This window comes from Reichenbachiella sp. MALMAid0571, assembly GCF_040151475.1.
GTDB lineage: Bacteria > Bacteroidota > Bacteroidia > Cytophagales > Cyclobacteriaceae > CAXBNB01.
The window spans coordinates 1-26,326 of record NZ_JBDKWG010000128.1 but is presented as its reverse complement, the minus strand read 5'-3'; the positions used below and the strand labels follow the sequence as shown (position 1 = coordinate 26,326).

Genomic DNA, 26,326 nt, shown 5'->3' with positions numbered 1-26,326 from the left:
TTACTATTTATATATTAAAAGTTGAGATTAAATGGAATAAACCACTTTTGTCACCTCGACGAAGGAGATTTCTCCTTCGTTGAAATGACAACAAAATAAGGAACTGTTGACAAATTACAAATCAAAAAAATAGCATTACAAATAACTAAAATCAAAACCGTGAAAATTACTAAAAACATCATAATTGCATTTTACCTGTTATGCCTGGCATTCAATGCTTCTGCACAAAGTATCAACTGGGAAGAAATTCAAAATGGAATTTGGAAAGCAAGTGTGGGAGTGCCGGAGGACATCAGTTTGTTGAAAATGGCAGATATTCAGCCTAAAAAAGAAGCACTGGACAATTTACCTGATGCCACTTTTCCATTTTCTAAGGATAAAATCAGTACCGAAGTTATAGATGGTAAAACTTATTTGCGTTTTCCGCTGACCAGAGAGGAGCAATTGTATGGCCTTGGGCTAAATTTCAAAACAGTTCATCAACGAGGCAGGATCATGACTTTGCACGTGGATCACTACGGAGGCAAAGACGATGGCCGGACACATGCGCCTGTTCCATTTTATGTTTCATCAAGAGGATATGGCGTATTGATAGATGCGGCCAGGTACATCACAGTATATGCAGGCACTGGTGTTCGTGTGGATACAGAAGATCCTCCGGTTTTGAGGGATAGGAATACAGATAAAAAATGGGATCCTTCCCCTTACTCGGATGCTGTAGAAATATTGGTTCCAGCAAAAGGAACTGACATTTACATTTATGGTGGTTCTTCCCCAATGGAAGCCGTTCAGCGTTACAATTTGTACAACGGTGGAGGTTATATTCCACCCAAGTGGGGATTGGGGTTCACTCAAAGAGTACCTACATTGTACAGCCAGGATGATATTATTAAAGAAGCAACAGAATTCGTTGAGCATGATTTTCCATTGAGTTTTATTGGTGTGGAACCAGGCTGGCACAGCATGGCTTATCCATGCACATTCGAATGGGATGAAGGCCGTTTTCCTGACCCCAAAAAGTTCAATACTGAATTGATAGCTATGGGAATCCGATCAAATTTATGGTTAAACCCTTTTGTATCGCCTGTTGGATCATTGTATCCCAAGGTAAAAGAATTGTCAGGATCTCATACAGTCTGGAATGGAATAGTTCCTGATTTTACCATCAAAGAAACCAGAGATATTTTCAAAAAACACTTTGTGGACAATCATTTGAGTATCGGAGTGAGTGGGTATAAGATTGACGAGGTAGATGGTTTCGATCGTTGGTTGTGGCCTGATGTGGCTACTTTTCCTTCTGGATATAGCGGCGAACAAATGAGACAGGTCTATGGTTTGTTGGTTCAGGAAATGACTGGCAAGTGGTTCAAAGAATTGAATCAGCGGACTTATGGGTTAGTTCGTGCTTCCAATGCTGGTGCGAGCTCTTTGCCTTATGTTATTTACAACGATTATTACAGCCACCGAGATTTCATAACTGCACTGATCAACAGTAGCTTTATTGGTGTGCTGTGGACACCAGAAGTAAGGGCATCCAAAACAGCTGAAGAGTGGGTACGCAGGATGCAATCGGTATGTTTTTCACCAATGGCGATGCTCAATGCCTGGGCTGATGGCACCAAGCCATGGTCTTTTCCTGAAGTTGAAACTGCCGTCAGGGATGTGGCTAATTTGAGGATGCAATTGTTGCCCTATATTTATTCCACCTTTTCACAATACCATTTTGAAGGCTTACCGCCATTTAGGGCTATGAACCTGGTGGATGGTTTTTCATTTGAACAGCAGGAATCAGCAGGAACGCTCAGTTCTACTGACAATCCTTATGCTATGGCAATAAAAAAAGAAGTCAAAGACCAATACATGATGGGCGACAACATGTTGGTGGCACCAATGTTCGAGGGGGAAACAGAGCGAAAAGTAATTCTCCCTGCCGGAAAATGGTATGACTTTTACGATGGTAAATATGTAGGTTCTAATGAAATCATTACAGTATCTCCCGGATTGGAGAAAATACCATTATTTGTCAGAGACGGAGGAATCATACCCATGATGCCAGTACAAAGACAAGCCCCTGCTAAAGGAGAAATGGTCGATTTGGAGGTAAGACATTACGGCACTAAAGAAGGAAGTTTTAAATTGTACGATGACGATGGAACAAGCTTTGATTTTGAAAAAGGAGATTATTCAAGAGTCGATATCAAAGTAATCAAAGATAAAAAAGGAAACCTGAAAGGCTCAGTATCAAAACCCGAAAAGGGTAAGCCTTATGGGTACAACAAGCAAGTGAGTTGGAAATTTATGACTAAATAAACCAATAATAATGAAATTAATAAAATCACCATTTGTATTGCTACCTCTGGCTTTATGTCTTAGCAAATGCAATCAGAAACAATCTGATGATCGATTAGGGGAATCATCTAAAATACTTTCAGAAATCCCCGTTTTGGATATAGAATTTATTCCTGAAAAGTACGTGGCATACAAAACCAAAAATCCTATTAATGTAGATGGGGAATTGACTGAAGGTGAATGGGGAGACATAGAGTGGACCAATGAATTTAATGATTTAGAAGGAGATAAAAAACCAAAACCTTTGTACAGTACCAAGGTGAAAATGGTTTGGGATGACGACTATTTTTATTTTGGAGCTGAATTGGTTGAGCCTCATATCTGGGCTACTTTAAAAAATCATGATGACATTGTGTTACACAACAACGATTTTGAGATTTTCATCGATCCCGACGGAGATACCCATGAATATTGCGAGATCGAAATGAATGCCTTTGAAACTGTTTGGGATTTGATTTTAACAAAACCGTATCGAGATAAAGCGAAGGTGATTGACTCATGGCACATCTATGGGATGAAAAAGGCAGTAAAAGTTTATGGCACTATCAACGACCCGAGTGACATAGACGATAAGTGGACAGTGGAAATAGCCATACCCTGGAAAGTAATGGAAGAATTGGCTAGTCATGGTGGTGCACCCGTGAATGGAGAGCAGTGGAGGGTAAATTGTATGAGGGTTAACTGGCAGCCTGATTTTTCAGATGGCACTTACAAATACAAAATTAATCCAGAGACAAACAAGCGATTTAACAATTACAATTGGATTTGGACTGTTTCAGGAAACTCCGGATGTCATGCTCCGGAACTGTGGAGTTTCGTCCAGTTTTCTGATTTGAAACCGGGGACGGATAAGTTCAAAGACGATCCAAACGATGATGTGAAATGGGCTTTGAGACAGATTTATTACCGTCAAAGAGCTTTTATGAAAGAATACAATGAGTATGCCTCTAATACTGCTCAATTGAAAACAGAAGATTTAAGTGTGGCCGATATTGATTTCAAACCTGAAATAAGTATGATAAATGGACGATGGGAAGCCAGGCAAAAAGGGTTTGATGATAAAACCGTCTTTATCAGGTGGGACGGAAAAGTATGGTTAGAATGACCAATTATTGAAGTATCAACAATCAACATTATTATAAAAGAGTAAAACAGAAAACCTCAACATAGGCAAATATGAAAATTTATAAAACAAAAGAAGGAGCAGTTGTCCAAAAAGGAGCTGATTTTTTTATCTTGAAAATTCAGGATTGGGATGCTTTCATCAACCGAAAAGGGCTTCACAATGCATTGCTCAAAGACATAGAGGGAGTGACTCCATCTCAGGATACTTCATTGATAGAAACCACAGAAGCTCCAATTGGCAAACAGGAAATCTGGGCTTCCGGAGTGACATATATGAGGAGCAAAGAGGCAAGAATGGAAGAGTCGAAAAAGTCAGGCGGAGACACTTTTTACGACAAAGTGTATGATGCAGACAGGCCGGAATTGTTTTTTAAGGCGTTGGCCAACAGAACAGTAGGAAATGGAGGCACTGTAAATATCAGAAAGGACTCAACCTGGGATGTACCGGAACCGGAACTGACACTTTTTATCAGTTCGGAAGGAACTATTGAAGGATACAGCGTGGGAAATGATATGAGTAGCAGGAGTATAGAAGGAGAAAATCCACTCTATCTGCCACAGGCAAAAGTTTATGAAAGATGCGCAGGTTTGGGGCCATGTATTTATGTGCCAGAAAAACCGATTGACCCTGATACCAATATAAAACTGGAGATTTTGAGGGCAGGCAATCAGATGTATCTTGGCAATGTACTCATCAGCAACATGAAAAGAAAGCACACCGAATTGGTAGGATTTCTTTTCAGCGAATGCGATTTCCCCGATGGATGCTTTCTGATGACGGGAACGGGGCTTGTGCCTTCCGATGATTTTACCCTGCAGGTAGGAGATGAAGTAAGGATCACCATTGATTCAATAGGAACATTGGTAAATTTTGTAGCAAAGAAAAATTAAACAGAATAGATGAGTAATTCAAAAACATTTTACGCCATTAATCCGGCCAACAACGAGCAACTTGAAAAAGCTTTTGTAGTTAATACAGAAGAAGAAATCAATGAAGTAGTACAAAAGGCTGCTGTTGCTTTCGACATTTACCGAAAAAAGGATAAGAACAGCATTGCCGATTTTTTGGACTTAGCAGCCGAAGAGATAATGAATCTTGGAGATGCTTTGTTAGAGAGGTGTCATTTGGAAACCGCTTTGCCTTTGGCCAGACTTACTGGTGAAAGAGGAAGGACTGTTGGTCAGTTGAAACTGTTTGCCACAGTAGTAAGAGAAGGCTCCTGGGTAGATGCCAGAATCGACAAAGCCATTCCCGACAGAAGCCCATTGCCAAAATCTGACATCCGTCATATGCTAATGCCTTTGGGACCTGTTGCTGTATTCGGAGCGAGTAATTTTCCTTTGGCATTTTCTGTAGCCGGAGGTGACACTGCCTCTGCTTTGGCTTCAGGCTGTACTGTTGTGGTAAAAGGACATCCTGCACATCCGGGTACTTCCGAAATGGTAGCAGGGGCGATCATAAAAGCCGCTGTAGCTTCCGGAATGCCGGAAGGCACATTTTCATTGGTGCAAGGAAACACTAATGCAGTGGGAGAGGCTTTGGTAAAGCACCCACAAATAAAAGCAGTTGGGTTTACGGGCTCTTTCCGTGGAGGAAAAGCTCTTTATGATCTGGCTAATACCAGACCTGAGCCTATTCCGGTTTTTGCCGAGATGGGAAGCACCAACCCTGTATTTATTTTACCTGGTGCTTTGGCTGAAAGAGCAGAAGCAATTGCTACAGGAATGGTTGGTTCAATTACCATGGGTGTGGGACAATTTTGTACCAATCCTGGTTTGGCTTTTGTCCAAAAGTCGGAATCCTCAGATGTATTCTGCAATACCTTGAAAGAAAAAATAGGAGAAGCCCCGGCAGGTACCATGCTGACCCTAGGTATCAGCACTGCTTATAACAATGGCTTACAGTCGGTTTCCGGTACTGCCAATGTAGAAGCCATAGCGAAAGGAAAAGAGGGTGCTACACCGAATACAGCTGTTGCTACTGTTTTCAAAACATCTATCGATAACTTCAATCAAAATCAGGGTTTGGCTGAGGAAAACTTTGGGCCATCAAATGTGTTGGTAGAAGCAGATACTAAAGAACAAATACTGGAGGCGGCTAAGAATTTGCAAGGCCATCTAACCGCTACAGTTCATGGAACGGAGGCTGATTTTGCCAATTATGGTGAACTCTTTGATGTCTTGGAAAAGAAAGTAGGAAGAGTACTTGTCAATGGATACCCAACAGGAGTGGAAGTTTGCCATTCGATGGTACACGGTGGGCCATACCCGGCTACTACAGCTCCTCAATCCACATCAGTAGGCACCAATGCCATCAAACGATTTGTAAGGCCTGTTTGCTTTCAGGACTATCCTGCATCGCTTTTGCCGGATGCATTGAAAAATGAAAACCAACTTGATATTTGGAGGTTGGTTGATGGTGAATTGACTAAATCAGCCATATAATGGGAAAGCTTGCAATTGTACGGTTTGCTGTAGTTTTATTTTTGCTTGTTGCATCTTGCAGGCTATCTGCACAGTCACCGATAAAAATAGCTTGTGTTGGAAACAGCATCACCTACGGTGCTGGGATGGTCAATAGAGAAAAAAATGCATATCCTGCGCAATTGCAAGCCATGCTTGGAGGTGATTATTATGAAGTCAGGAATTTTGGAGTCAATGGAACAACCCTCCTAAAAAAAGGAGACCATCCATATTGGAATACCAACCAATATAAGAATGCCTTGGGCTACAATGCAGACATTGTGTTTATAAAACTGGGTACCAACGACAGTAAGCAACAAAACAGGGTTTACCTGGCCGATTTTGAAGCGGATTATAAGTCATTGATCAGTTCATTTCAAGAGGTAAATGAAAATGTCAGAATTGTTTTGTTATTGCCTGTTCCTTCATTTTTGGAAGACACGACAAGTATTTGGGATCCTGTGATCAAAGGTAAGATTACGCCTCTTACTCAAAAAGTGGCTTATGATGCTGGAGTCGAGGTAATTGATTTGTACCAACTTTTTGTAGGTCAACCTGGATTATTTCCTGATAAAATACATCCCTCGTCAAACGGAGCTACTGTGATAGCGAAAAGGGTTTACGAGGCAGTTGTTCAAAAAACAGAAACAGGTTTTGACATTCAGGAAAAGCTTGGACTTACTGAAATCAAAAAAAGTAGTTTTCATGGTTTTGAACAAATGGATTTCGAATACAATGGTGTAGCCTGTAAAATTGTCAAACCAAAACGAATCGCTCCTAAGAAACCCTGGATTTGGCGTGCCCGATTTTGGGGACACGAACCTCAAACGGATATTGCTTTGCTTGAAAGGGGATTTCATGTCGTGTATTGCGATGTATCCAACCTATATGGTGCACCAGAGGCAGTAACCAGATGGAATAACTTTTATGACCTGATGAGACAAGGAGGATTGTCTGAAAAGGCAGCTCTTGAGGGAATGAGCCGGGGTGGTTTGATTGTTTATAATTGGGCTGTGGAAAATCAGGAGAAAGTAGCGTGTATTTATGCAGATGCCCCGGTTCTGGATGGAAAAAGCTGGCCGGGAGGATTTGGGAAAGGCAAAGGAAGTAAGGGCGATTGGGAACGGTTCATGAAAGTATATGGACTGGAATCTCAGGAATCTATTGACGCTTTTGCTGGAAATCCCATCCATAAAACTGAAGCGATTGCCAAAGCAGGATTTTCCATGATACATGTTTGTGGTGAGGCTGACAAGGTAGTACCCGTAGATGAAAACAGCCGGATTTTTGAACAGAAAATCAAAGAATCAGGTGGTGAAATCAATGTGATTTACAAAGAAGGTGTTGACCACCATCCACATAGCTTGAAAAATCCGACTCCAATTGTAGATTTTATTTTGAGGGTAACTGATAATAAAATCAATTTTGCAACCATTGCTGCTCCGGGAGCTGAGTATAGGTCTGCCGCAGGTTGGAAAGAGGGAAAAGACTGGTGGGCACAGATGGAAGATATAGACTCTTTGTGCAGAAATTCAGGGAAAATAGATTTACTACTTATTGGAAATTCTATTACTCAGGGGTGGGGTGGAAGCCGTACTTTGACTACTTACAAACCTGGGAAGGAAGCAGCCGATACATATTTCAAAAAGTTGAAATGGATCAGTGCAGGTATTTCCGGAGACAGGACACAACATATAGCCTGGAGGCTTCAAAATGGTCATTATGAAGCCTGCAAACCAAAATTCGTTGTGTTGGCAATTGGAGTAAATAATTTTGGAGACAATACCGCAGAAGAAATTGCAAAAGGAATAGAAATGGATTTGACTATTATAGAAGCGAAATTTCCAAAATCAGCTATTTTACTTTTGGGGCCATTGCCTACCGGATTGGATAAGGATTCTAATCAAAGAAAAAAATACAACGAAGTACACCAGTTGATTGCTGGTTTAGGTGAGAATAAAAAGGTTAATTATAGTAATTTGATTGAGTTGTTTTCCAATGAAGACGGATCTTTAAGTCTTGACTATTATGGTAATGATGGTATCCATTTAAAACCCGATGGATATAAGGTCTGGGCAAAGTACATACGGGAGCAGATGAAAAATATTAAATAGATATGAATAGGGATAGATTGTTGATCGCCTTCCTGATGGGATTGATTGTGACTGGTTGTCAACCAACAGCCAACAAAAACATGAATGAAGGTGGATTGAAGTTAAAGCTCAATAACATACAGGTAATTGGCAGCCACAATAGCTACAAAAGGCCTATTGAACCTGCATTGCTTAAAATCTTGCAGGAAGAAACTTCAGAAACATTTCAGAGCTTGCAATATGGGCATATTCCCCTTGCTGATCAGTTGGAAAACCATGGACTCAGAAATCTGGAAATAGATGTACTTTATGACCCTGAGGGAGGTCAGTTTGCCAAACCGTATGGATTGGAATTATTGAAGCAACAGAATACAGAGGCACAACCTTACGATCCGGATGGCGTGATGAATGATCCGGGTTTTAAAGTGCTGCACGTACCTGATATCGACTTTCGATCTAGTTGCTTGCGGCTTACAGACTGTTTGCAAGAGATCAAAGATTGGTCTGATGCCTATCCTCAACATTTGCCAATCTGCATTACTTTCAATGCCAAATCAGGACAAGCTGATCGTCCGGAATTTGCCAAACTTTTACCCTATACACCTGAGGCTTATGATGCTTTAGACAGTGAAATATTAACAGTCTTTCCTAAAGAGAGAATAGTAACACCTGATGATGTTCGTGGCGACTATGAGACATTGGACGAAGCAGTCAAATTGATGAATTGGCCGGAAATTGATGAGGTAAGAGGGAAAATAATTTTGGTGCTTGACGAAAGAGGTCAAAAGATGGATGATTATGTTAAAGGACATCCGTCACTCAAAGGCAGACTGATGTTTGTACGGGCGGCTCCCGGAACACCCGAGGCTGGTTTTATGATTATGAATGATCCAATAGCAGATCAGGATTCTATTAAAAAACTGGTGAAAGCAGGCTATATGGTGAGGACAAGGGCAGATGCAGATACGGAAGAAGCCAGAAATGGCGATTATACCAAGTTTAAAGCTGCACTAAGTTCCGGAGCACATTTTATCACTACCGACTATTATCTGGAAGATAAAAGCCTGGGTACGGGATACCAAATACAATTGCCTGATGATGGCATTGCCCGTTGCAACCCGGTATTTGTCACTGAAGGATGTAAAGGAGAAATATTGGAATAATAAAATTGAAAACTAATTAACACTAAACATACAAATATGAGAATTGATAGCCACCAACACTTTTGGAAATATGATCCGGTGAAATATGCCTGGATAAATGAAGACATGAAAGTAATCCGAAGGAGTTTTCTGCCGGAGGATTTAGTTCCCGTTTTATCATCGGCTAATATTGACGGTTGTGTTTCTGTACAAGCCGATCAGTCAGAATCCGAAACTGATTTTTTGCTTGGCTTTGCTGAAAAAAATGATTTTATCAAAGGAGTTGTGGGATGGGTTGATTTATTGGCAGACAATGTGGAAGACCGACTGGCGCATTTCTCTACCAACAAATGGCTAAAGGGGATCAGGCATATCGTGCAGGAAGAACCGGACGATTTTATGCTGCGAAAGGATTTTCAACACGGTATTAGCAAATTGAGCCAATTTGGACAGGTCTATGATATTCTTGTGTACCCTACACAATTGAAAGCCTCAATTGAGCTGGCTCAGAAGTTTCCTGATCAGCCATTTGTGTTGGATCATATCGCCAAGCCTTATATCAAAGACAAGAAAATCAAGGGTTGGGAAGAGGAAATCAAAGAACTGGCCAAACATACCAATGTGTTGTGCAAGGTATCAGGGATGGTTACGGAAGCTGATTGGAACAACTGGAAAGAAGAAGATTTTACACCTTATCTGGATGTCGTTTTTGAAGCTTTTAGTACTGACAGAGTTATGTTCGGTTCGGATTGGCCGGTCTGTTTGGTAGCTGCCGAATACCAAAAGGGATTGAATATTGTGGAACATTACATAGGTCAATTCACAGTAGAAGAAAGGGTAAAAGTCATGGGGCAAAATGCCGTTGATTTTTACAATCTGTAAGCTTTGATTTTAAACAATCAAAATATAAGCTGATAAGATTTTTATTCCAAATTGACTTGTTCTTAACCCTAAGATCCTTAGGTGTGACAAGTTTATTTTCTTGTAGATTGAAATTTCCCTCCTTGGAGGCAGGGAAAAAGCATTTAAAAGCAAAACCTCCTTACCGCACTTGTTGCGGTATCTGCTAGAGTTACAGTCAACTCTAGCAGACCCCAGAACAACTTGCCTGAAGGCAGTCAGGAGTCTGGGGATAGTTTTAAATGCGTTTGCCCTGTCCTTGGAGGGACGATAGGTAAGTTAATTGTTGTACCAGTTGATATTTTAAGACTAAACAATTTAAAACTATGATATTAAACAGACCCTTTTTGTTGTTTTGTTTGGCTGTTGTCCTTTTTTCTTGTGGAAAAAAACAGGAAAAGAAAGCCTTAGAAGAATCAAAAAATATTGACAAAATCTGGTACAACCAGCCAGCTACTTCATGGATGACAGAAGCCCTGCCAATTGGCAATGGGTATATGGGTGCCATGTTTTTCGGAGGAGTAGATGAAGAACGCATCCAGTTTAATGAGGAGACACTTTGGTCAGGCGGCAAAGGAGAATGGGATGGATACAATGGAGGAAACAGGGAAGGAGCATATAAGTATTTACCGGAAGTAAGAAGGTTGTTGAATGAGGGCAAGTTTGATGAAGCACATCAGCTCGCCAATAAGGAGCTCTCCGGAGTAATTAAGGCTAGCACTAAAGAAGGCTGGGTGGGTTTTGGAGCTTATCAGGCTTTTGGGGATGTCTATGTGAAAACCGATCACCAAGGAGAAAAGAAAAACTACCGGAGGCAACTCAATATTTCGGATGCCATAGGATCTGTGGATTATGAAGTAGGCAGTGTGACCTATCATTGCGAATATTTTGCGAGTTATCCTAAGCGTACAATTGTTTTGCGTTTTGAAAACAATAATCCTGACGGCAGTGATTATGAAGTAAGGCAGACCTCTCTCCATAAGAATCTGGATGTGGTGTTCAAAGACAACCAACTCATTGTGTCGGGGAATCTGGCAAACAATGGAATGGGTTTTGAAAGCCGTATGTTGGTGGAATCAGTTGGAGGAGAGATTAATTTTTCTGATGGTAAACTGTTTGTTAAAGCTTCCAAGAAACTGACTTTGTACCTTACTGCTGCTACTGACTACCAAAACGAATATCCTTCCTATACTGGTAGGGATTATGAAGCATTGAATAAGAAAAGCATAGCATCAGTCAAATCAGCAAGTTATAGCGATTTGCTTAACGAACACAAAAGGGATTACAGTTCGCTCTATTCCAGAGTGAATTTCCAACTTGGCAATGCTAAAAACGATGCAATTCCTACTGATGAAAGGTTGAAGGCTTATGCTTCTGGAAAGCCTGACCCTTCATTGGAAGCCCTATATTTTCAGTATGGGCGTTACCTGATGATCAGCAGTTCCAGGCCGGGTACCTTGCCAGCCAATCTGCAGGGCAAATGGAACAACAAAACCAATCCGCCATGGGCATCTGATTACCATGCCAATATCAACATACAGATGATTTATTGGCCAGTGGAAGTAACTAATCTGTCTGAATGCCATCTTCCTCTAATCGAATACATAGATAAATTAAGAGATCCTGGGCGCAAGACGGCACAGGAATTTTTCAATACCAGAGGATGGGTGGTCAACACCATGAACAACACTTTTGGTTTTACCGCACCAGGGTGGAGTTTTCCATGGGGATTTTTCCCCGGTGGAGCAGCATGGTATGGACGACACATTTGGGAGCATTATGATTTTACAGGAGACAAGGATTTTCTTCAAAACAAAGGTTATCCGATCATGAAGGAAGCAGCCCTGTTTTGGCTGGACTATCTGACCAAAGATCAGGAAGGACATTTGGTCTCTTCTCCATCCTATTCACCGGAGCAGGGAGGAATATCTACCGGGGCTTACATGGACATTGAAATAGCCTGGGATATTTTTAACAATTGTATCAAAGCTTGTGAAGTATTGGATACAGACGATGCTTTCAAACAGCAATTGATAGGAGCAAGAGACAACCTACTTCCTTTGAGAATTGGTAAGTGGGGGCAATTGCAGGAATGGAAAGAAGACAGGGATGATCCTGACAACAAACACCGTCATGTGTCACATTTGTATGCTTTGCATCCAGGCAACCAAATATCGGTTGCTGATACACCGGAGTTGGCAGAAGCTGCTAAAGTTTCACTAAAAGGAAGAGGAGATGATGGTACGGGCTGGTCTATTGCATGGAAAATCAATTTTTGGTCACGATTGTTGGATGGAAATCATGCCTACAAATTATTGAAAAGGGCGATGCAACTGACTTCTGATGACGGAGTAAATATGATGGATGGCGGAGGGGTATATACCAATCTTTTTTCTACCCATCCGCCATTTCAGTTGGATGGAAACATGGGAGCAACAGCAGGAATGGCAGAAATGCTTGTACAGTCCCACACAGGTACTATTCACATATTGCCTGCTTTACCTGACGCATGGCTTTCGGGGAAAATTACAGGCCTTAAAGCACGTGGCGGTTTTACCGTGGATATTGAATGGGAAAATGGCAAGCTTATAAACCTGTTAGTTACTTCAGCTTACGACACAAAAGCCATGATAAAATATGGAGTCAATATGGTGGAAGGTAATTTCTCAAAAGGGAAGTCCATTCAATTTGATGGAAGTTTGAAAATCATTGAGTAACTCTAAATCATTGGAATCTTACCACTTAATATTTAATATAGCGGCGCAATAAATAACTACTAAACATTTAAAATTCTTTAAAGTAAAAAATATGAAAGTATTAAGCCAATTCCTGTTTTCCATCGTAGTGCTATCGACATTTCTAATCTGTAGTCGGTGTGCCGAAGTTTCCACTCCAAACGAGTACAGTATTATCCCAATGCCTGAAAAGTTGACCAAAGTAGATGGTCAGTTTAAATTGACTGCTTCATCTAATATCATTCTTGATGGTTCTGGAGAGGGAATGACCTATGCAGCAAATGCATTTCAAAATTTGATCACACAATCAACTGGTTTTAACCTGGAAGTTAAAAACGGAAACGAACCAGAAGATGGAGATATATTTTTATCTCTTGACAATTCGATCATAGGAGAAGAAGGATATAAACTTTCCGTGAACAAAGATCAGGTGATCATCAAAGCAAAAAAACCAGCAGGGCTGTTTTACGGAGTTCAGACACTTCGTCAGTTGATGCCTGCGGAGATTGAAAGTAAAAGCAAACTGGATCAGCCATGGAAAATAGCAGCTGTTGAAATTGAAGACAATCCACGTTTCAAATACCGAGGAATGCACCTTGATGTAGCTAGACATTTCTTTCCTGTTGATTTTGTAAAAGAATACATTGACCTGATCGCCATGCACAAAATGAATACCATGCACTGGCACTTGACAGAAGATCAGGGATGGAGAATTGAGATCAAACAATATCCTAAACTGACAGAAATTGGGGCATGGAGAAAAGAAACGCTGATTGGACATGGAGGGGCTAAACTTGAAGACATGACTTTCGATGGGAAACGTTATGGAGGATTTTATACTCAGGACGAAGTAAAGGAGATTGTAGCCTATGCCAAAGAAAGATTTGTGACTGTAATTCCTGAAATTGAGATGCCCGGGCATTCTCTTGGAGCTTTAGCTGCTTATCCGGAATTGGGATGCACTGATGGCCCATTTGAGGTAGCTACCCGATGGGGTGTTTTCAATGATGTGTATTGTCCAAAAGAAGAGACATTCGAATTTTTGGAGAATGTACTCACTGAAGTTTTCGATCTTTTTCCAAGTAAATATGTACATATCGGAGGTGATGAATGCCCAAAGAAAGCATGGGAAGAAAGTGCCTTCTGCCAGGATTTGATCAAAAAGGAAGGATTGAAAGATGAGCACGAGTTGCAAAGTTATTTTATCACTCGTATGGAAAAATTCATCAACAGCAAAGGGCGTGCTATCATTGGATGGGATGAGATTCTGGAAGGTGGTCTGGCTCCAAATGCCACAGTGATGTCCTGGAGAGGAATTAAAGGAGGTATTGAGGCTGCAAAGCAAGGCCATGATGTGATCATGACTCCAGGGTCTCACTGCTATTTCGACCATTATCAAACCAAAGACAAAGAAAACGAGCTGTTGGCAATTGGTGGCTTTACCAGTGTAGAAAAGGTATATTCTTATGAGCCTGTACCTGAAGAGCTTTCTGCCGAAGAAGCAAAATACATTCTTGGTGCTCAGGCAAATGTCTGGACAGAATACATCAAAACACCCGAACATGCAGAGTATATGGTTTTGCCTCGTATGACTGCTCTTTCAGAAGTGGTATGGAGCCCTAAAGCGAACCGGGATTGGAGTGATTTTACCCAACGTATGGATTCTCAATTCAAGCGATTTGATGAATTGGGATTGAATTATGCCAGGCACATGATTCAGCCTTAATAGACATTATCACGGTTGATTGTGCATAGAGAGATTACAAGATTTTTTTCTCCAAAATTAGCAATGAATTGGCGGTTTTTTTAAAAGCAAAATTCTCCATAATAAATCAACCGTGATAATGTCTAATGATTTCTTTAATTTTTGATTCGGTTTAAAAATTCAGATATGACTATTTTATCAGGAAAAGGAAAATATTTTATTGGACTCATATTGACAATATTGGTTTCATGTAGTACTCCGGTTGTTCCTCCGGAACCAGTAAATCCCGTACCAACAGTACAGCAAGTAGCTTGGCAGGAGATGGAATTCTACGGATTTCTCCATTTCAATATGAACACTTTCACCAATCAGGAATGGGGATATGGAGATAAGTCTCCTGAGGTATTTAATCCGACAGCTTTGGATGCCAGGCAGTGGGCAAAAGTCGCAAAAGAAGCAGGAATGAAAGGGTTGATCATTACAGCCAAACACCATGATGGTTTTTGTTTGTGGCCTTCTGAATATACTGAATACTCAGTGAAAAATTCGGTATGGAGAGATGGTAAAGGAGATGTATTGAAAGACCTTGCTGAAGCATGCAAAGAATACGGACTCAAAATGGGAGTTTATTTGTCTCCATGGGATAGAAATCATGCTGACTATGGCAAACCGGAGTATATCACCTATTTCAGAAATCAACTTAGAGAGTTGCTGACTAATTACGGAGAAATATTTGAAGTGTGGTTCGATGGTGCAAACGGTGGAGACGGATACTATGGTGGAGCCAAAGAGGAACGACGTGTGGACAAAAGGAACTATTACGACTGGGAGAATACCATCAAGATCATTCGGGAACTACAGCCAAATGCGGTGATTTTCAGTGATGGTGGGCCGGACGTACGCTGGGTAGGAAATGAGCATGGCTATGCCTACCCCACCACATGGTCGCCGTTGCTTAGGGATGAAGTATATGGCGGTATGCCGGAGTACTCCAAACAATACTCACCAGGCCAGGAAAATGGTACCCATTGGGTGCCGGCAGAAGCAGATGTATCTATAAGGCCAGGTTGGTACTACCACACGTCAGAGGACAACAAAGTAAGGTCTTTGAACGAACTATTGGAGATTTACTACAGGTCGATAGGCCAAAATAGTAATTTGTTGCTCAATTTTCCATTGGACAGACGTGGCTTGGTGCATGAAAACGATGTAAAACAACTTCAAAAGTTGACCAAACAGTTGAAACTTGATTTTGCAGAAGACCTTGCATTGAACAAAACAGTAAGCGCAACAAATGTTAGGGGTGATGCATCCGGGTATGCAGCCAGCAATGTCAATGATGAAAATAAAGATACCTATTGGGCAACTGATGATGGACAAATTACGGCTTCCATCACCATAGATTTGGGTGAACCAACCGAATTTAACAGGTTCCTGGTTCAGGAGCACATTCCTCTTGGCCAAAGGATCAAAGCTTTTTCCTTGGAGGCTGAGGTAGATGGCAATTGGAAAACAATAGATAATCAAACTACTATAGGATATAAAAGGATATTAAGGTTTGATAATGTGGAGGCCACAAAAGTCAGGTTGAACATCATTGATTCAAAGGCATGTCCTGTTATTTCCAATATTAGCCTGTACAATGCTCCGGTGATCGTAGATGCTCCTGTAGTTTCCAGGGACAAAAATGGCATGGTGACATTGGGTACACCTGAAGAAGGGGTGGAGGTTTACTATACAATGGATGGTGGGAATCCCACATTACAATCCAAGAAATATTCCAATGTGTTTGATGTAAACCAACCAGCAACGATTAAAACATTTTCCTATGATCCGGTAACAAAACGTCAGAGTGATGTGGTTGAAAAGAGTTTTGATGTCAGCAAAAAAGATTGGAAAATATTGAATGCACCGGATGAATCTGTAAAAGCCATAGACGACAATCCAAACTCAAATTGGACATTGGAGGGTGGTAAAGGCAATATACAGTTGGTGTTGGATTTGGGAAAACCAGAGACTTTGAAAGGGTTTAGCTATACGCCAACTCAAAGCAGATGGGTGTCGGGTGTAATAACGCACTTTAGTTTTTATACCAGTAAAGACAACAGAAAATGGGCACTTGTGTCCAAAGGAGAGTTTTCAAATATTGTCAACAACCCTTTGGAGCAACAGGTAGATTTTGGTAAATCAGTTAATGGAAGGTACATCAAGATCGTGGCAGACAAAGTTATGAATGATAGTAACAAAGCAGTCATTGCTGAAATAGGAATAATAACGAAATAATAAAACTATTCAATTATGGATTTAAAAATAAAGGATAAGGTAATTATCGTTACAGGTGGATCAAAGGGGATTGGTGAAGGCATTACAAGATGCCTTGTTGCAGAAGGAGCCATTCCGGTGATAGCAGGACGGGATCAGGTTTCTGGAGATCAATTGGTGAAAGAATTTGCAGATGCCGGAAAGGAGTCATTTTTCATCAAAGTGGAATTGTCTTCAGTGGAGAATTGTAAGAGTGTGGTTGACCAGACCCTGGCAAAATATGGCAGAATAGACGGACTAATCAACAATGCTGGAATCAATGATGGAGTAGGCCTGGAAAAAGGAACTCCGGATGAATTCCTGGGTTCGTTAGAGAAAAACCTTCACCACTATTACAATCTGGCACATTTTTGCCTTGATGCTTTGAAGAAAAGTAAAGGCGCTATTGTAAATATCAGTTCCAAAACTGCCTTGACAGGGCAGGGGAGTACGTCAGGATATGCAGCATCCAAAGGGGCGCAACTGGCATTGACCAGAGAGTGGGCGGTAGAGCTATTACAATATGGCATACGTGTGAATGCTGTTATTCCTGCGGAAGTGATGACACCACTGTATGCAAATTGGCTCAAATCATTTGACGATCCAGAAACCAAGTTGAAAGCAATCACTGAAAAAATACCTTTGGGAGGCAGAATGACTACCAGTGAGGAAATAGCTGATATGACGGTCTTTCTGATGTCAGACAGGGCATCTCACATCACAGGACAGTTTCTGTTTGTAGATGGTGGTTATGTACATTTGGATCGGGCTCTTGCTGGTGTAGATAGAAAAAGCAAAACTATATAAACAACTATAGCGATATGAAAACAACAAGATATTGTCTGGCATTGGATCTGAAAGATGATCCGAAACTTATTAAAGAATACGAAAAATACCACGAAAAAATATGGCCGGAAATAACAAAAAGCATAGTAGATGGTGGTGTGGTCAGTTCTCAAATATACAGGCTGGAAACCCGAATGTTTATGATTCTGGAAGTGGATGAAACTTTTTCTTTTGAAAGAAAAACTAAAATGGATCAGGAAAATCCTAAAGTGCAGGAGTGGGAGGACTTGATGTGGAAATACCAGCAAGCATTGCCCTGGGCAGCTCCGGGTCAAAAGTGGATGCTGATGGACAAGGTTTTTGATTTGAAGGAGAATGGGTGAAAATCCCCGGGTAAATTATATATAATTCGTTGGGTCTATATTGCCAAATAGAAACATCAACTATTTGGTAATAAATATTAAATAAAGGAATCAATTTAAAAATTCATTAGATTTGAGAAAAGTATAGTGCATATATAACGCACAGTGCGTGATACTCAAATGTTGTATGCCATGCGTAGGGACGGATAAGCCATCACACATTTAGGCACATTTGATTTTTCCAACGCTCAAATTCAACGCAAAAAAAATCAAAAGAGCCTAAATTACCTTTGCGCCGCGAACCAAAATGAGAATGGACAAAATATTAGATTTTATAGCTAAAGAAACTGATGGCAAGAATTACAAATCTTACAAATACTGCTTTGAATCTGTGGATATTCCAAAGTTGGATTATGAAGATAAAAGAGGAATCCAAGTAAAGAAAAAAGGAGAGACTGATAAAAGCTTAACAACCACAAAATCCCTCAAAAACTTAGCAGATAAAATAGGTAAAAACGGATCACCACTTTTCAAATACTTTTTGGATGGCTCTCGAAGGACATATAAGGTTGACGACATAGCCTATGGAAAAAGGCTGTACCCCATAATTGCAGGACAAATTGGTGTCGCTGTTTGCGAGCGACAAGATAAACACACCTTCAAACCTGTGAACTTAAAAAACCCACTCGTTATTTCAATTCCGGAGAATGCCAACGCCCAAACAACAATCGGTAACAATGACCAGTTTTTCACCAACCTAATTAGGAAATTGAACGGGCAGGAAATCCTTAAAACACAAAAACTAAATTTCAGCAAAATCCTTCCATATAAAAACACGGCCTTAAAGGAGAATGACAAATATGAAGATCGAGGAATAGCCAAGATACAGGATGAAATGATTGCTCTGGAGCAGAAGGTTGTTTTTGAACTTGTCAAAGCAAAGAAACTTAATGCTGATTCTTTTTTGATAAAAGACGGTTCTTTGGAATACATGAAAAGTGGAGAAGCGAGGGAACTATCTCAAATCAAGTCAAACTACGATTGTGTAATAGGGGTTTCAAAAGCATTTAACCCGGAGGCCCTATCGAATGATGTTAGAGACATATCACGAAGCATTGCTGAACTCAAAATCAATCATCGAACACCTGCTTTTATGTATCAAACAGAAAGGATTCCAGACGTGAAATTCGCTGTTTGGTACTTAAGGATTCGTGAAACATTAAGTCCATTTGACGGGGTGTTAAAAATCGAGAAAATACTCGTTAGGGATATTCAGGAAGAAGAGGGTTTGGATTCTGATGAAATAGATTTGATAAGTGCAAACATCATAAATGAACGAAATCCTGTTTGTTATGGAAAAGACGATAGATGGGCAAAGCATCTTTACCCTATTCATTTAACGGAAAGCTATATTAAAAGCAAATATCTAAGTGATATTCATTTTATCAACTTATTTTAGATTATGACAAAAACAATTGGCAAAGTTGCGGCTACTGAGAAAAATCCTACAACTATAGATGAGTTCTATTTTTGGACTAACAAGCAACGGATACTAAATCCTTTTGATGTTGTAAAAGTAGAACATATTGAAGGTTCAATATCCTTCGGAATCATTGAAGAGATATCTCATATCACAGACTCAGCCAGTTATTTGAGCAACTTCATCTCTAGTGATTTTGGTGATGTCAACAACGAGCCAAATATGCACAGGATTGGGATGAACTTTGTAAAAGCCAAAGTTCTAGGAAACGATAAAAGCATCTATACCCCTGTTCTGGATGGAAGTAAAGTTGGACTTGCTGACCAAGCAGAAGTTTTGCAAGCCCTTGGTCTGAAGAATATTAAAAACCCACTGGTTTGTGGATATATGGAAATGTATCGTGCAGAAGATAAAATCACTCTTCCTGTACATCTCAATTCACAATTCTTGATTGGACCAGAAGGAGCGCATTTGAATATTTCTGGTATTTCTGGGCTTGCTGCAAAAACTTCTTATACCATGTTTTTAATGAAGGCTATCCAAGAGCAGTACTTAAAAACTGATAGTAGTGACGATTCAATTGCTTTTGTCATGTTCAATGTGAAAGGTAGAGATTTATTGGCGATTGATGAACCAAATGAAGAATTGACAGAAGAAGAGAAAACTAGGTACACAAATATGCTGGGACTTTCAACTGAGCCTTTTAAAAATGCCAAGTACTACTATCCTTATTCAGACCAATCAAATTCCAAGACATATAGCTATGGGCAAAACTCTGACATTGAGGCACAAATTGACACTAACAAGGGTTTCAAATACAAATATGTATTTGAAGATGATAAGCTGAATTTAGACTTACTTTTTTCAAATATTGAAGATTCTACTGGCACAATGGAATCGATAATCAATTTTATCATTACAGATCAAGGTGGGTTCGGTGACGTAACGAGTTGGTCTCAGTTCATTAACAAGGTAGGTGAATTTACCAAGTCTGGTCAGCAAGGTGGTGACAAGGAAATATCTGTTATGAGCTGGCGTAAATTCAAAAGGGTAATTTCAAAAGCACTAAACAATTCAATTTTCAGTCAACGAGTTGTCCCAGAGAAAAATGAGATACGATTAAGGGATTCAATCAAGGATATCAAAAAAAATGATATTCATGTAATCGATATTGCGAAGTTGGATCAAGACACACAGGCCTTTGTTTTTGGAGATGTCATTCGAGCAATTTATGACCTAAAGCTTGGGCAGGAAGATAGAAACGAAATTGAGATACCTTCAAAAATTGTCATATTTATTGATGAGTTAAACAAATATGCGTCAAAAGATATTCCAAAAGACTCACCGATTCTCAGACAAATCATTGATATATCAGAAAGAGGTCGCTCTTTAGGTATAATCCTGTTTTCAGTTGAGCAATTCAAAAGTGCAATACATGATAGGGTAAAAGGAAACTGTGCTACTCATGCTTATGGTCGAACAAACGCAATCGAAATTTCCAAAGGAGATTACAGGTTTGTTCCACCAGTCTATAAAAATATGATGACCAGATTAGACCCGGGTGAATACATTATTGAACATCCTGTTTTTCGTTCGTTGCTCAATATAAAATTCCCAAGACCGCTTTATAAACAATTCCCGAATGGTTAAGTCAGTAGATACGAAAATAGGCAAAGACGTTATAGAATCATTGACGTTAGGGATGTATGAGGACTCTCGTTTTATTTTCAGAGAGTATATTCAAAATAGTGCTGATCAAATTGACAAAGCACTAGAGGATGGAATTTTTTCGGATTTAGGAGACGGAAAAATTGAAATAGATATTGACGCTACAGCAAGGACAATTTCAATATTTGATAATGCGACTGGTATTGAAAGCAATAAAGTTCAAGAAATCCTTAAAAATATAGCTCAATCAACGAAGGACAGAACTAAAAACAAAGGGTTTCGAGGAATTGGGAGACTTGGTGGCTTGGCTTATTGTGACAAATTGATTTTTGAAACCAGCTTCAAAGGAGAAGAGACAAAATCTATTCTTACCTGGGATTCCCAAAAGTTAAAGGCCATTATCAATAACAGAGCTACGAAGGAAGAGGCAACCGCTGTGATTGATGATGTGACAGAGTTTCAAACTGAAAAGGAATCAGGAGACTCTCACTATTTTAGAGTGACTCTGAAAGGCGTTAGTAACAATGCTTTGTTAGACAGAGAGGATGTTTACCAGTACTTGACAATGGTGGCTCCTGTTCCATATTCAAAGGGCTTTATTTTTAAAAAGAAAATCTGCGATAAGGCAGAAGAATTAAATTTTAACATTGATGAATATGCAATTTCGGTAAATAACGATCAAGTATTCAAAGCTTACACCACGAGTATCTATGAGGGAGATCATGGGAACAAGAAAAAGATTGATGAAATTCATGATATTGAATTTTTTGAAATCAGAACCTCAAAAAACAAATTACTGGCTTGGGGTTGGCACAGCATTTCAAATTTCACCAAAGTTATTCCCAGCGTCAATACGGCAAGAAGCCTTCGATTAAGAAAGGGGAATATTCAAATTGGATTAGATGAAGCCTTGACCAAGCTGTTCAAAGAAGCACGAGGCACTAAATATTTTTTTGGTGAAATACACACGATAAGTTCTGAACTTATACCTAACGCCAGACGAGACTACTTTCTTGAAAATTCAGATTTAGTAGAGTTCGAACGACTGGTTAAGTCAAAATTTGATGAGTTACATAAGCTCTATTACTTCTCTTCAAAAATCAGAAACGAGGTAAAGAAAATAGATGATTTCAAAACTTTCGCAAATGAGTATAATGAGAAATCAACAACTGGGGGGTTTACTGATAACAAGGAGCAAAAAGAGTATCGGGAGAAATTTGAGTTAAAAAGGGAAAAAGCGCAATTAGCAACGAAAGAGCTAGAAAAAGCACAGGAAAAAGCCAGTACCAGTTCTCCATCTCATCAAAAGGTTTATGAAAAAGTTATAGGACATGATGAACCTGAAATTGAACATATAGTTATTGCAAATGATAATGGTAAGCCCAAATACATTACCGATGATATTACCAGCTTGAGCCGTAAAGACAGAAAGTTAGTCTCTCAGATTTATGCGGTTATAGACAATGTGCTCCCAAAGGATATTGCAAACATTTTGAAGGAGAAAATTAAGGAAGATTTAAGCAAGTAAAATGAGTAAGGAAATAAGAAAAATTCTCCTGATAGAACCTGGTTATAAAAACAAGTACCCGCCAATTGGCTTGATGAAAATTGCCACCTATCATAGAATGCTAGGTGATCATGTAGTGTTTTATAAGGGAGATTTAAAGGAGTTTGTTTTTGGCCAAATATTAGGTGACTGCCTAAATAAATTAAGTGAAATAAATGACACAATCAATTGGCTGAAGAAGTCGGATGAAATTGTTGCTTATTTGAAATCTGGTCATTCAACTAAATTGAAAACCTTTCTTGATGAACTCGACCAGAGTTTAACGAATCAAATTCCTCTTTTTGAGATTTGGCTCAAACATTTTTCTGATTACTATAAAAATAGGAAGTACGAAGAAGACCCCAAATGGGATCGAGTTTATATCACGACCCTTTTCACATTTTATTGGGATATTACTATTAAGACAATTGAGGATGCCAAGTGCCTTGTAAAGGATCAGAAAGAACTCAAGATCGGTGGTGTCTTAGCTTCTTTATTGGCGAAAGAAGTGGAGGCAGAAACGGGTATTATACCATTTGAGGGGATTTTGGATAAACCTGGGATGCTCGACCCAAATATTGCTAAAGCAAAACATTTGGTCATTGACGATTTGCCGTTGGATTATTCGATTTTGGATGAGACAGATTACAAATACCCTACTGGCAGTGCCTATTTTACTTTTATGACGAAAGGTTGTACAAGGACTTGTGCCTTTTGTTCAGTGCCAATACTTGAGCCAACCTATAAAGAAAAAATACCTACGAAGAACAAATTTGCTATAATAGACGAACTCTATGGTGAACAACAGAATTTGCTTCTGATGGACAACAATGTTTTAGCATCTCCAAAATTCCCAGAAATCATTCAAGAGATTAAGGAAATGGGATTCGTGAAAGGTGCAAAATACATTGAACCAAATCAATTAAAAATTGCCATTCAAAATCTCAAAAAGGGAGTCAATGACGCTGCATACATAAAACGTAGTTATTCGATTTTAAAGGAATTTATTGAAAAGAGAGTAAAGGGAGAGGTTGCCCAAAAAGTCTATGACATATATGATCAATATCAACTCATCAAATATGAAACAGTTACACGTGAAAATCTACTTAGTGCCAATGAAGAATTGAAAGAAATCTATGAAAAATATCGTAATAAGGCACCAAGAAATAGGTATGTGGATTTCAATCAAGGGACAGATGCCCGATATGTCACTGATGAAATAATGAAGATGATTAGTGAGATTCCCATTAATCCACTAAGAATAGCTTTCGACTATTGGGGAATTAGAAAACAATATGAAAATGCTGTGCGCCTTGCTGCAAAATATGATATCAACCGGCTTTCAAACTATCTACTCTTCAACTTTAAGGACAAGCCGGAAGAACTTTATTTGAGGATGCAAATAAATATGGAGTTGTCTGAGGAACTGAACATTCACATTTATTCATTCCCCATGAAGTACATCCCGCTATTTGGTGAAGAGGCAAAGGATAGACAACATATAGGTAAGCTCTGGAATAAAAAATTCATACGTGCCATTCAATCTATAAGTAATGCGACAAGAGGTATTGTTCCGCCTGAGCGTTCATTTTTCGAAAAGGCATACGGTTCAAATGTAGAAGGATATTTTGATTTGCTCTACATGCCAGAAACGTTTATTATCTACCGCCAATTATTTGAAGAGGAATTAGGTTTGACTGAAAAATGGAAGGAACAATTCCATTCAATAAAGAACAATATGAAGCTTTGGCCTGAAGCCAAAGCTATTATTGAAAAAAACGATTTTTCAAATTTATCTGACAAGACAAAGAACGAGGAAATATTGAAATTATTAGAGTATTACACTATTACGCGTGAAGATGTTAAGAAAAGTGATAGTGAATACTTGGAACTAAGGAAGAAATTTGACCACTTAATTGAAAGTGATCAATTTATTGATTTGACTTTAACCTACGATTATGAGGAACGAGAGCCAAGCCCCACTGTAATCAGCCGTTAATCAATATGCCTGAAAGTCAAAACATAGAATGGAAGCAAGGTTGGCGAGATGAATATCTAAAATGGATATGCGGTTTTGCCAATGCTAAGGGTGGCAAAATTTATATTGGTAAAGATGATAAAGGCAATGTAGTTGGCTTAGAAGATTACAAACGCTTGATGGATGACATTCCCAATAAGATTACATCTGGTTTGGGACTTGTTTGTGATGTGAACCTTCACCAAGAAGCCAGTAAATACTACATTGAAATAGAAGTACATCCACATGATGTACCTATTTCTTTTCATGGTAAATACCATTTCAGAAGTGGTAGTACAAAACAAGAACTCCAAGGTGTCGCACTCAATGAATTCTTGCTTCGGAAGTCTGGTAAAACGTGGGATGATGTCACTGAACCTAGTGCTTCTCTTGATGATATTGACGAAAAGGCGGTAGAAGCTTTTAAAAAAGGTGCTGTGAAAAGTGGTCGTTTACCACAAGTCGAAAACGAAAATGACATTCTTCAGATTTTCGAGAATCTTCGTCTTACTAAGGACGGAAAACTAAAACGTTCGGCAGTATTGCTTTTTGGGAAAGACCCAAGAAACTTCTATATCAATGCGTATGTAAAAATCGGAAAATTCGGAAAATCTGATGATGATTTGTTGTCACAAGAAGTCATAGAGTGTAATGCTTTTGAATTGGCAAACCAAACGTTGGAAATACTGGATAAGAAGTATTTCACAAAATCAATTTCGTATGATGGATTGCACAGAGTTGAAACTACAGAATATCCTTATGAAGCGATAAGAGAAACACTGTTAAATGCTATCGTGCATCGCCAATATATGGGAGCACCTATCCAAATCAGTCTTTATGATGATAAAATCATGGTTTGGAATTTTGGAACTCTGCTAGAGCCGATGACATTCGAAGATTTGAAACACAAACATGCCTCCCATCCACGAAACCCGATTCTTGCGGATGTTTTCTTCAAAGGCGGCTTAATTGAATCTTGGGGCAGAGGAACCTTAAAAATCATTGATGAATGTCATGCCGCAGGATTACCAACTCCTGAAATATCAGAAATGACTGGAGGAATTGTTGTTACCATTTACAAGGATATTTATAATGAAAAACACCTTGCTAGCCTTAATTTGAACGAGCGACAACTGAAAGCAGTCCTTTATGTAAAAGAAAAGAAATCTATATCTAATAGCATTTATCAAGACTTATGTGACGTTTCTAAAGCAACTGCATCAAGAGATTTGACAGAACTGACGGAAAAGCATATGCTGTTGAAACGAACGGGTGAAGTAGGTGCTGGGACGGTCTATAAACTAATTGGCTCATAATTGGCTCAAACGAATCATAATTGGCTCACAATAGACTCATTGGAATAAAAGAAATGGACAGAATGTCAACCCCAAAGCCATACACATTGCCAAGTCGCACAAGCCAACCACACAAACCAAAACTTGTCAAAGAGTATGGCTGCCCACCGCACGGTGGTAAACCGAAAGGAACTATCCAGAACGAAAAACACGAAAACCTAATCGAGTAGATGGCCAGTGAGCAAATAGCCCACTGGTGCACCTCTCACACCACCGTACGTACGGGTCTCGTATACGGCGGTTCATCGAATCGAAGGTTGCGTATTCTGGTAGTAGGAAAGCATTGATTCATACCCTTT

General features: G+C 39.5%; 17 protein-coding genes. All 17 read left to right on the top strand.

Going from position 1 to position 26,326, the window contains the following annotated elements; translation table 11 throughout:
• The first annotated feature begins 159 nt into the window (after nt 1-159).
• The gene (locus AAOP42_RS11295) at nt 160-2,310 is read left to right on the top strand and encodes a glycoside hydrolase family 31 protein (RefSeq protein WP_349528620.1); all 2,151 of its coding nucleotides are present in this window, start codon (nt 160-162) and stop codon (nt 2,308-2,310) included.
• Between the two features lie 10 nt (nt 2,311-2,320).
• Nucleotides 2,321-3,454 (top strand): carbohydrate-binding family 9-like protein, encoded by a 1,134-nt coding sequence (locus AAOP42_RS11290; RefSeq protein WP_349528619.1) that lies wholly within the window; start codon nt 2,321-2,323, stop codon nt 3,452-3,454.
• A gap of 71 nt (nt 3,455-3,525) precedes the next feature.
• Nucleotides 3,526-4,365 (top strand): fumarylacetoacetate hydrolase family protein, encoded by an 840-nt coding sequence (locus tag AAOP42_RS11285; protein ID WP_349528618.1) that lies wholly within the window; start codon nt 3,526-3,528, stop codon nt 4,363-4,365.
• Nucleotides 4,366-4,374: 9 nt separating this feature from the next.
• Nucleotides 4,375-5,919 carry an aldehyde dehydrogenase (NADP(+)) gene (locus AAOP42_RS11280; RefSeq protein ID WP_349528617.1) on the top strand — a complete coding sequence of 515 codons (1,545 nt, stop codon included), beginning with the start codon at nt 4,375-4,377 and terminating at the stop codon, nt 5,917-5,919.
• Nucleotides 5,919-8,051, top strand: a complete 2,133-nt coding sequence (locus AAOP42_RS11275; protein ID WP_349528616.1) for a GDSL-type esterase/lipase family protein — start codon at nt 5,919-5,921, stop codon at nt 8,049-8,051. Before AAOP42_RS11280 ends, AAOP42_RS11275 begins: the two co-directional genes overlap by 1 nt.
• A gap of 2 nt (nt 8,052-8,053) precedes the next feature.
• The gene (locus AAOP42_RS11270) at nt 8,054-9,193 is read left to right on the top strand and encodes a phosphatidylinositol-specific phospholipase C1-like protein (RefSeq protein WP_349528615.1); all 1,140 of its coding nucleotides are present in this window, start codon (nt 8,054-8,056) and stop codon (nt 9,191-9,193) included.
• A gap of 36 nt (nt 9,194-9,229) precedes the next feature.
• A complete protein-coding gene (locus AAOP42_RS11265; protein WP_349528614.1) occupies nt 9,230-10,054 on the top strand; it encodes an amidohydrolase family protein in 825 nt (274 codons plus the stop codon).
• A 344-nt stretch (nt 10,055-10,398) separates the two neighbouring features.
• Entirely contained in the window at nt 10,399-12,789 is a 2,391-nt protein-coding gene (locus AAOP42_RS11260; RefSeq protein ID WP_349528613.1) for a glycoside hydrolase family 95 protein, read from the top strand.
• A gap of 91 nt (nt 12,790-12,880) precedes the next feature.
• Nucleotides 12,881-14,533, top strand: coding sequence for a beta-N-acetylhexosaminidase (locus AAOP42_RS11255; protein WP_349528612.1), 1,653 nt, complete (start codon nt 12,881-12,883; stop codon nt 14,531-14,533).
• Nucleotides 14,534-14,698: 165 nt separating this feature from the next.
• The gene (locus tag AAOP42_RS11250; RefSeq protein WP_349528611.1) at nt 14,699-16,795 is read left to right on the top strand and encodes an alpha-L-fucosidase; all 2,097 of its coding nucleotides are present in this window, start codon (nt 14,699-14,701) and stop codon (nt 16,793-16,795) included.
• A gap of 15 nt (nt 16,796-16,810) precedes the next feature.
• Nucleotides 16,811-17,620 carry an L-fucose dehydrogenase gene (locus AAOP42_RS11245; RefSeq protein WP_349528610.1) on the top strand — a complete coding sequence of 270 codons (810 nt, stop codon included), beginning with the start codon at nt 16,811-16,813 and terminating at the stop codon, nt 17,618-17,620.
• Between the two features lie 14 nt (nt 17,621-17,634).
• Entirely contained in the window at nt 17,635-17,982 is a 348-nt protein-coding gene (locus AAOP42_RS11240) for an L-rhamnose mutarotase (RefSeq protein ID WP_349528609.1), read from the top strand.
• A 292-nt stretch (nt 17,983-18,274) separates the two neighbouring features.
• On the top strand, nt 18,275-19,420 hold the full coding sequence (locus AAOP42_RS11235) for a hypothetical protein (RefSeq protein WP_349528608.1): 1,146 nt from the start codon (nt 18,275-18,277) through the stop codon (nt 19,418-19,420).
• A 3-nt stretch (nt 19,421-19,423) separates the two neighbouring features.
• Nucleotides 19,424-21,091 (top strand): ATP-binding protein, encoded by a 1,668-nt coding sequence (locus AAOP42_RS11230; RefSeq protein ID WP_349528607.1) that lies wholly within the window; start codon nt 19,424-19,426, stop codon nt 21,089-21,091.
• Complete coding sequence (locus AAOP42_RS11225; protein WP_349528606.1) at nt 21,084-22,637, top strand: ATP-binding protein; 1,554 nt, start codon at nt 21,084-21,086, stop codon at nt 22,635-22,637. Before AAOP42_RS11230 ends, AAOP42_RS11225 begins: the two co-directional genes overlap by 8 nt.
• Before the next feature lies 1 nt (nt 22,638).
• Nucleotides 22,639-24,654 (top strand): radical SAM protein, encoded by a 2,016-nt coding sequence (locus AAOP42_RS11220; protein WP_349528605.1) that lies wholly within the window; start codon nt 22,639-22,641, stop codon nt 24,652-24,654.
• Nucleotides 24,655-24,659: 5 nt separating this feature from the next.
• Nucleotides 24,660-25,988, top strand: a complete 1,329-nt coding sequence (locus tag AAOP42_RS11215) for an ATP-binding protein (RefSeq protein ID WP_349528604.1) — start codon at nt 24,660-24,662, stop codon at nt 25,986-25,988.
• Nucleotides 25,989-26,326 lie beyond the last annotated feature (338 nt).

Coding starts and splice junctions, on each gene's coding strand:
- AAOP42_RS11285 (WP_349528618.1), top strand. CDS start 3,526: ATGAAAATTTATAAAACAAAAGAAGGAGCAGTTGTCCAAAAAGGAGCT.
- AAOP42_RS11290 (WP_349528619.1), top strand. CDS start 2,321: ATGAAATTAATAAAATCACCATTTGTATTGCTACCTCTGGCTTTATGT.
- AAOP42_RS11260 (WP_349528613.1), top strand. CDS start 10,399: ATGATATTAAACAGACCCTTTTTGTTGTTTTGTTTGGCTGTTGTCCTT.
- AAOP42_RS11280 (WP_349528617.1), top strand. CDS start 4,375: ATGAGTAATTCAAAAACATTTTACGCCATTAATCCGGCCAACAACGAG.
- AAOP42_RS11240 (WP_349528609.1), top strand. CDS start 17,635: ATGAAAACAACAAGATATTGTCTGGCATTGGATCTGAAAGATGATCCG.
- AAOP42_RS11265 (WP_349528614.1), top strand. CDS start 9,230: ATGAGAATTGATAGCCACCAACACTTTTGGAAATATGATCCGGTGAAA.
- AAOP42_RS11250 (WP_349528611.1), top strand. CDS start 14,699: ATGACTATTTTATCAGGAAAAGGAAAATATTTTATTGGACTCATATTG.
- AAOP42_RS11245 (WP_349528610.1), top strand. CDS start 16,811: ATGGATTTAAAAATAAAGGATAAGGTAATTATCGTTACAGGTGGATCA.
- AAOP42_RS11255 (WP_349528612.1), top strand. CDS start 12,881: ATGAAAGTATTAAGCCAATTCCTGTTTTCCATCGTAGTGCTATCGACA.
- AAOP42_RS11235 (WP_349528608.1), top strand. CDS start 18,275: ATGGACAAAATATTAGATTTTATAGCTAAAGAAACTGATGGCAAGAAT.
- AAOP42_RS11270 (WP_349528615.1), top strand. CDS start 8,054: ATGAATAGGGATAGATTGTTGATCGCCTTCCTGATGGGATTGATTGTG.
- AAOP42_RS11220 (WP_349528605.1), top strand. CDS start 22,639: ATGAGTAAGGAAATAAGAAAAATTCTCCTGATAGAACCTGGTTATAAA.
- AAOP42_RS11215 (WP_349528604.1), top strand. CDS start 24,660: ATGCCTGAAAGTCAAAACATAGAATGGAAGCAAGGTTGGCGAGATGAA.
- AAOP42_RS11225 (WP_349528606.1), top strand. CDS start 21,084: ATGGTTAAGTCAGTAGATACGAAAATAGGCAAAGACGTTATAGAATCA.
- AAOP42_RS11230 (WP_349528607.1), top strand. CDS start 19,424: ATGACAAAAACAATTGGCAAAGTTGCGGCTACTGAGAAAAATCCTACA.
- AAOP42_RS11275 (WP_349528616.1), top strand. CDS start 5,919: ATGGGAAAGCTTGCAATTGTACGGTTTGCTGTAGTTTTATTTTTGCTT.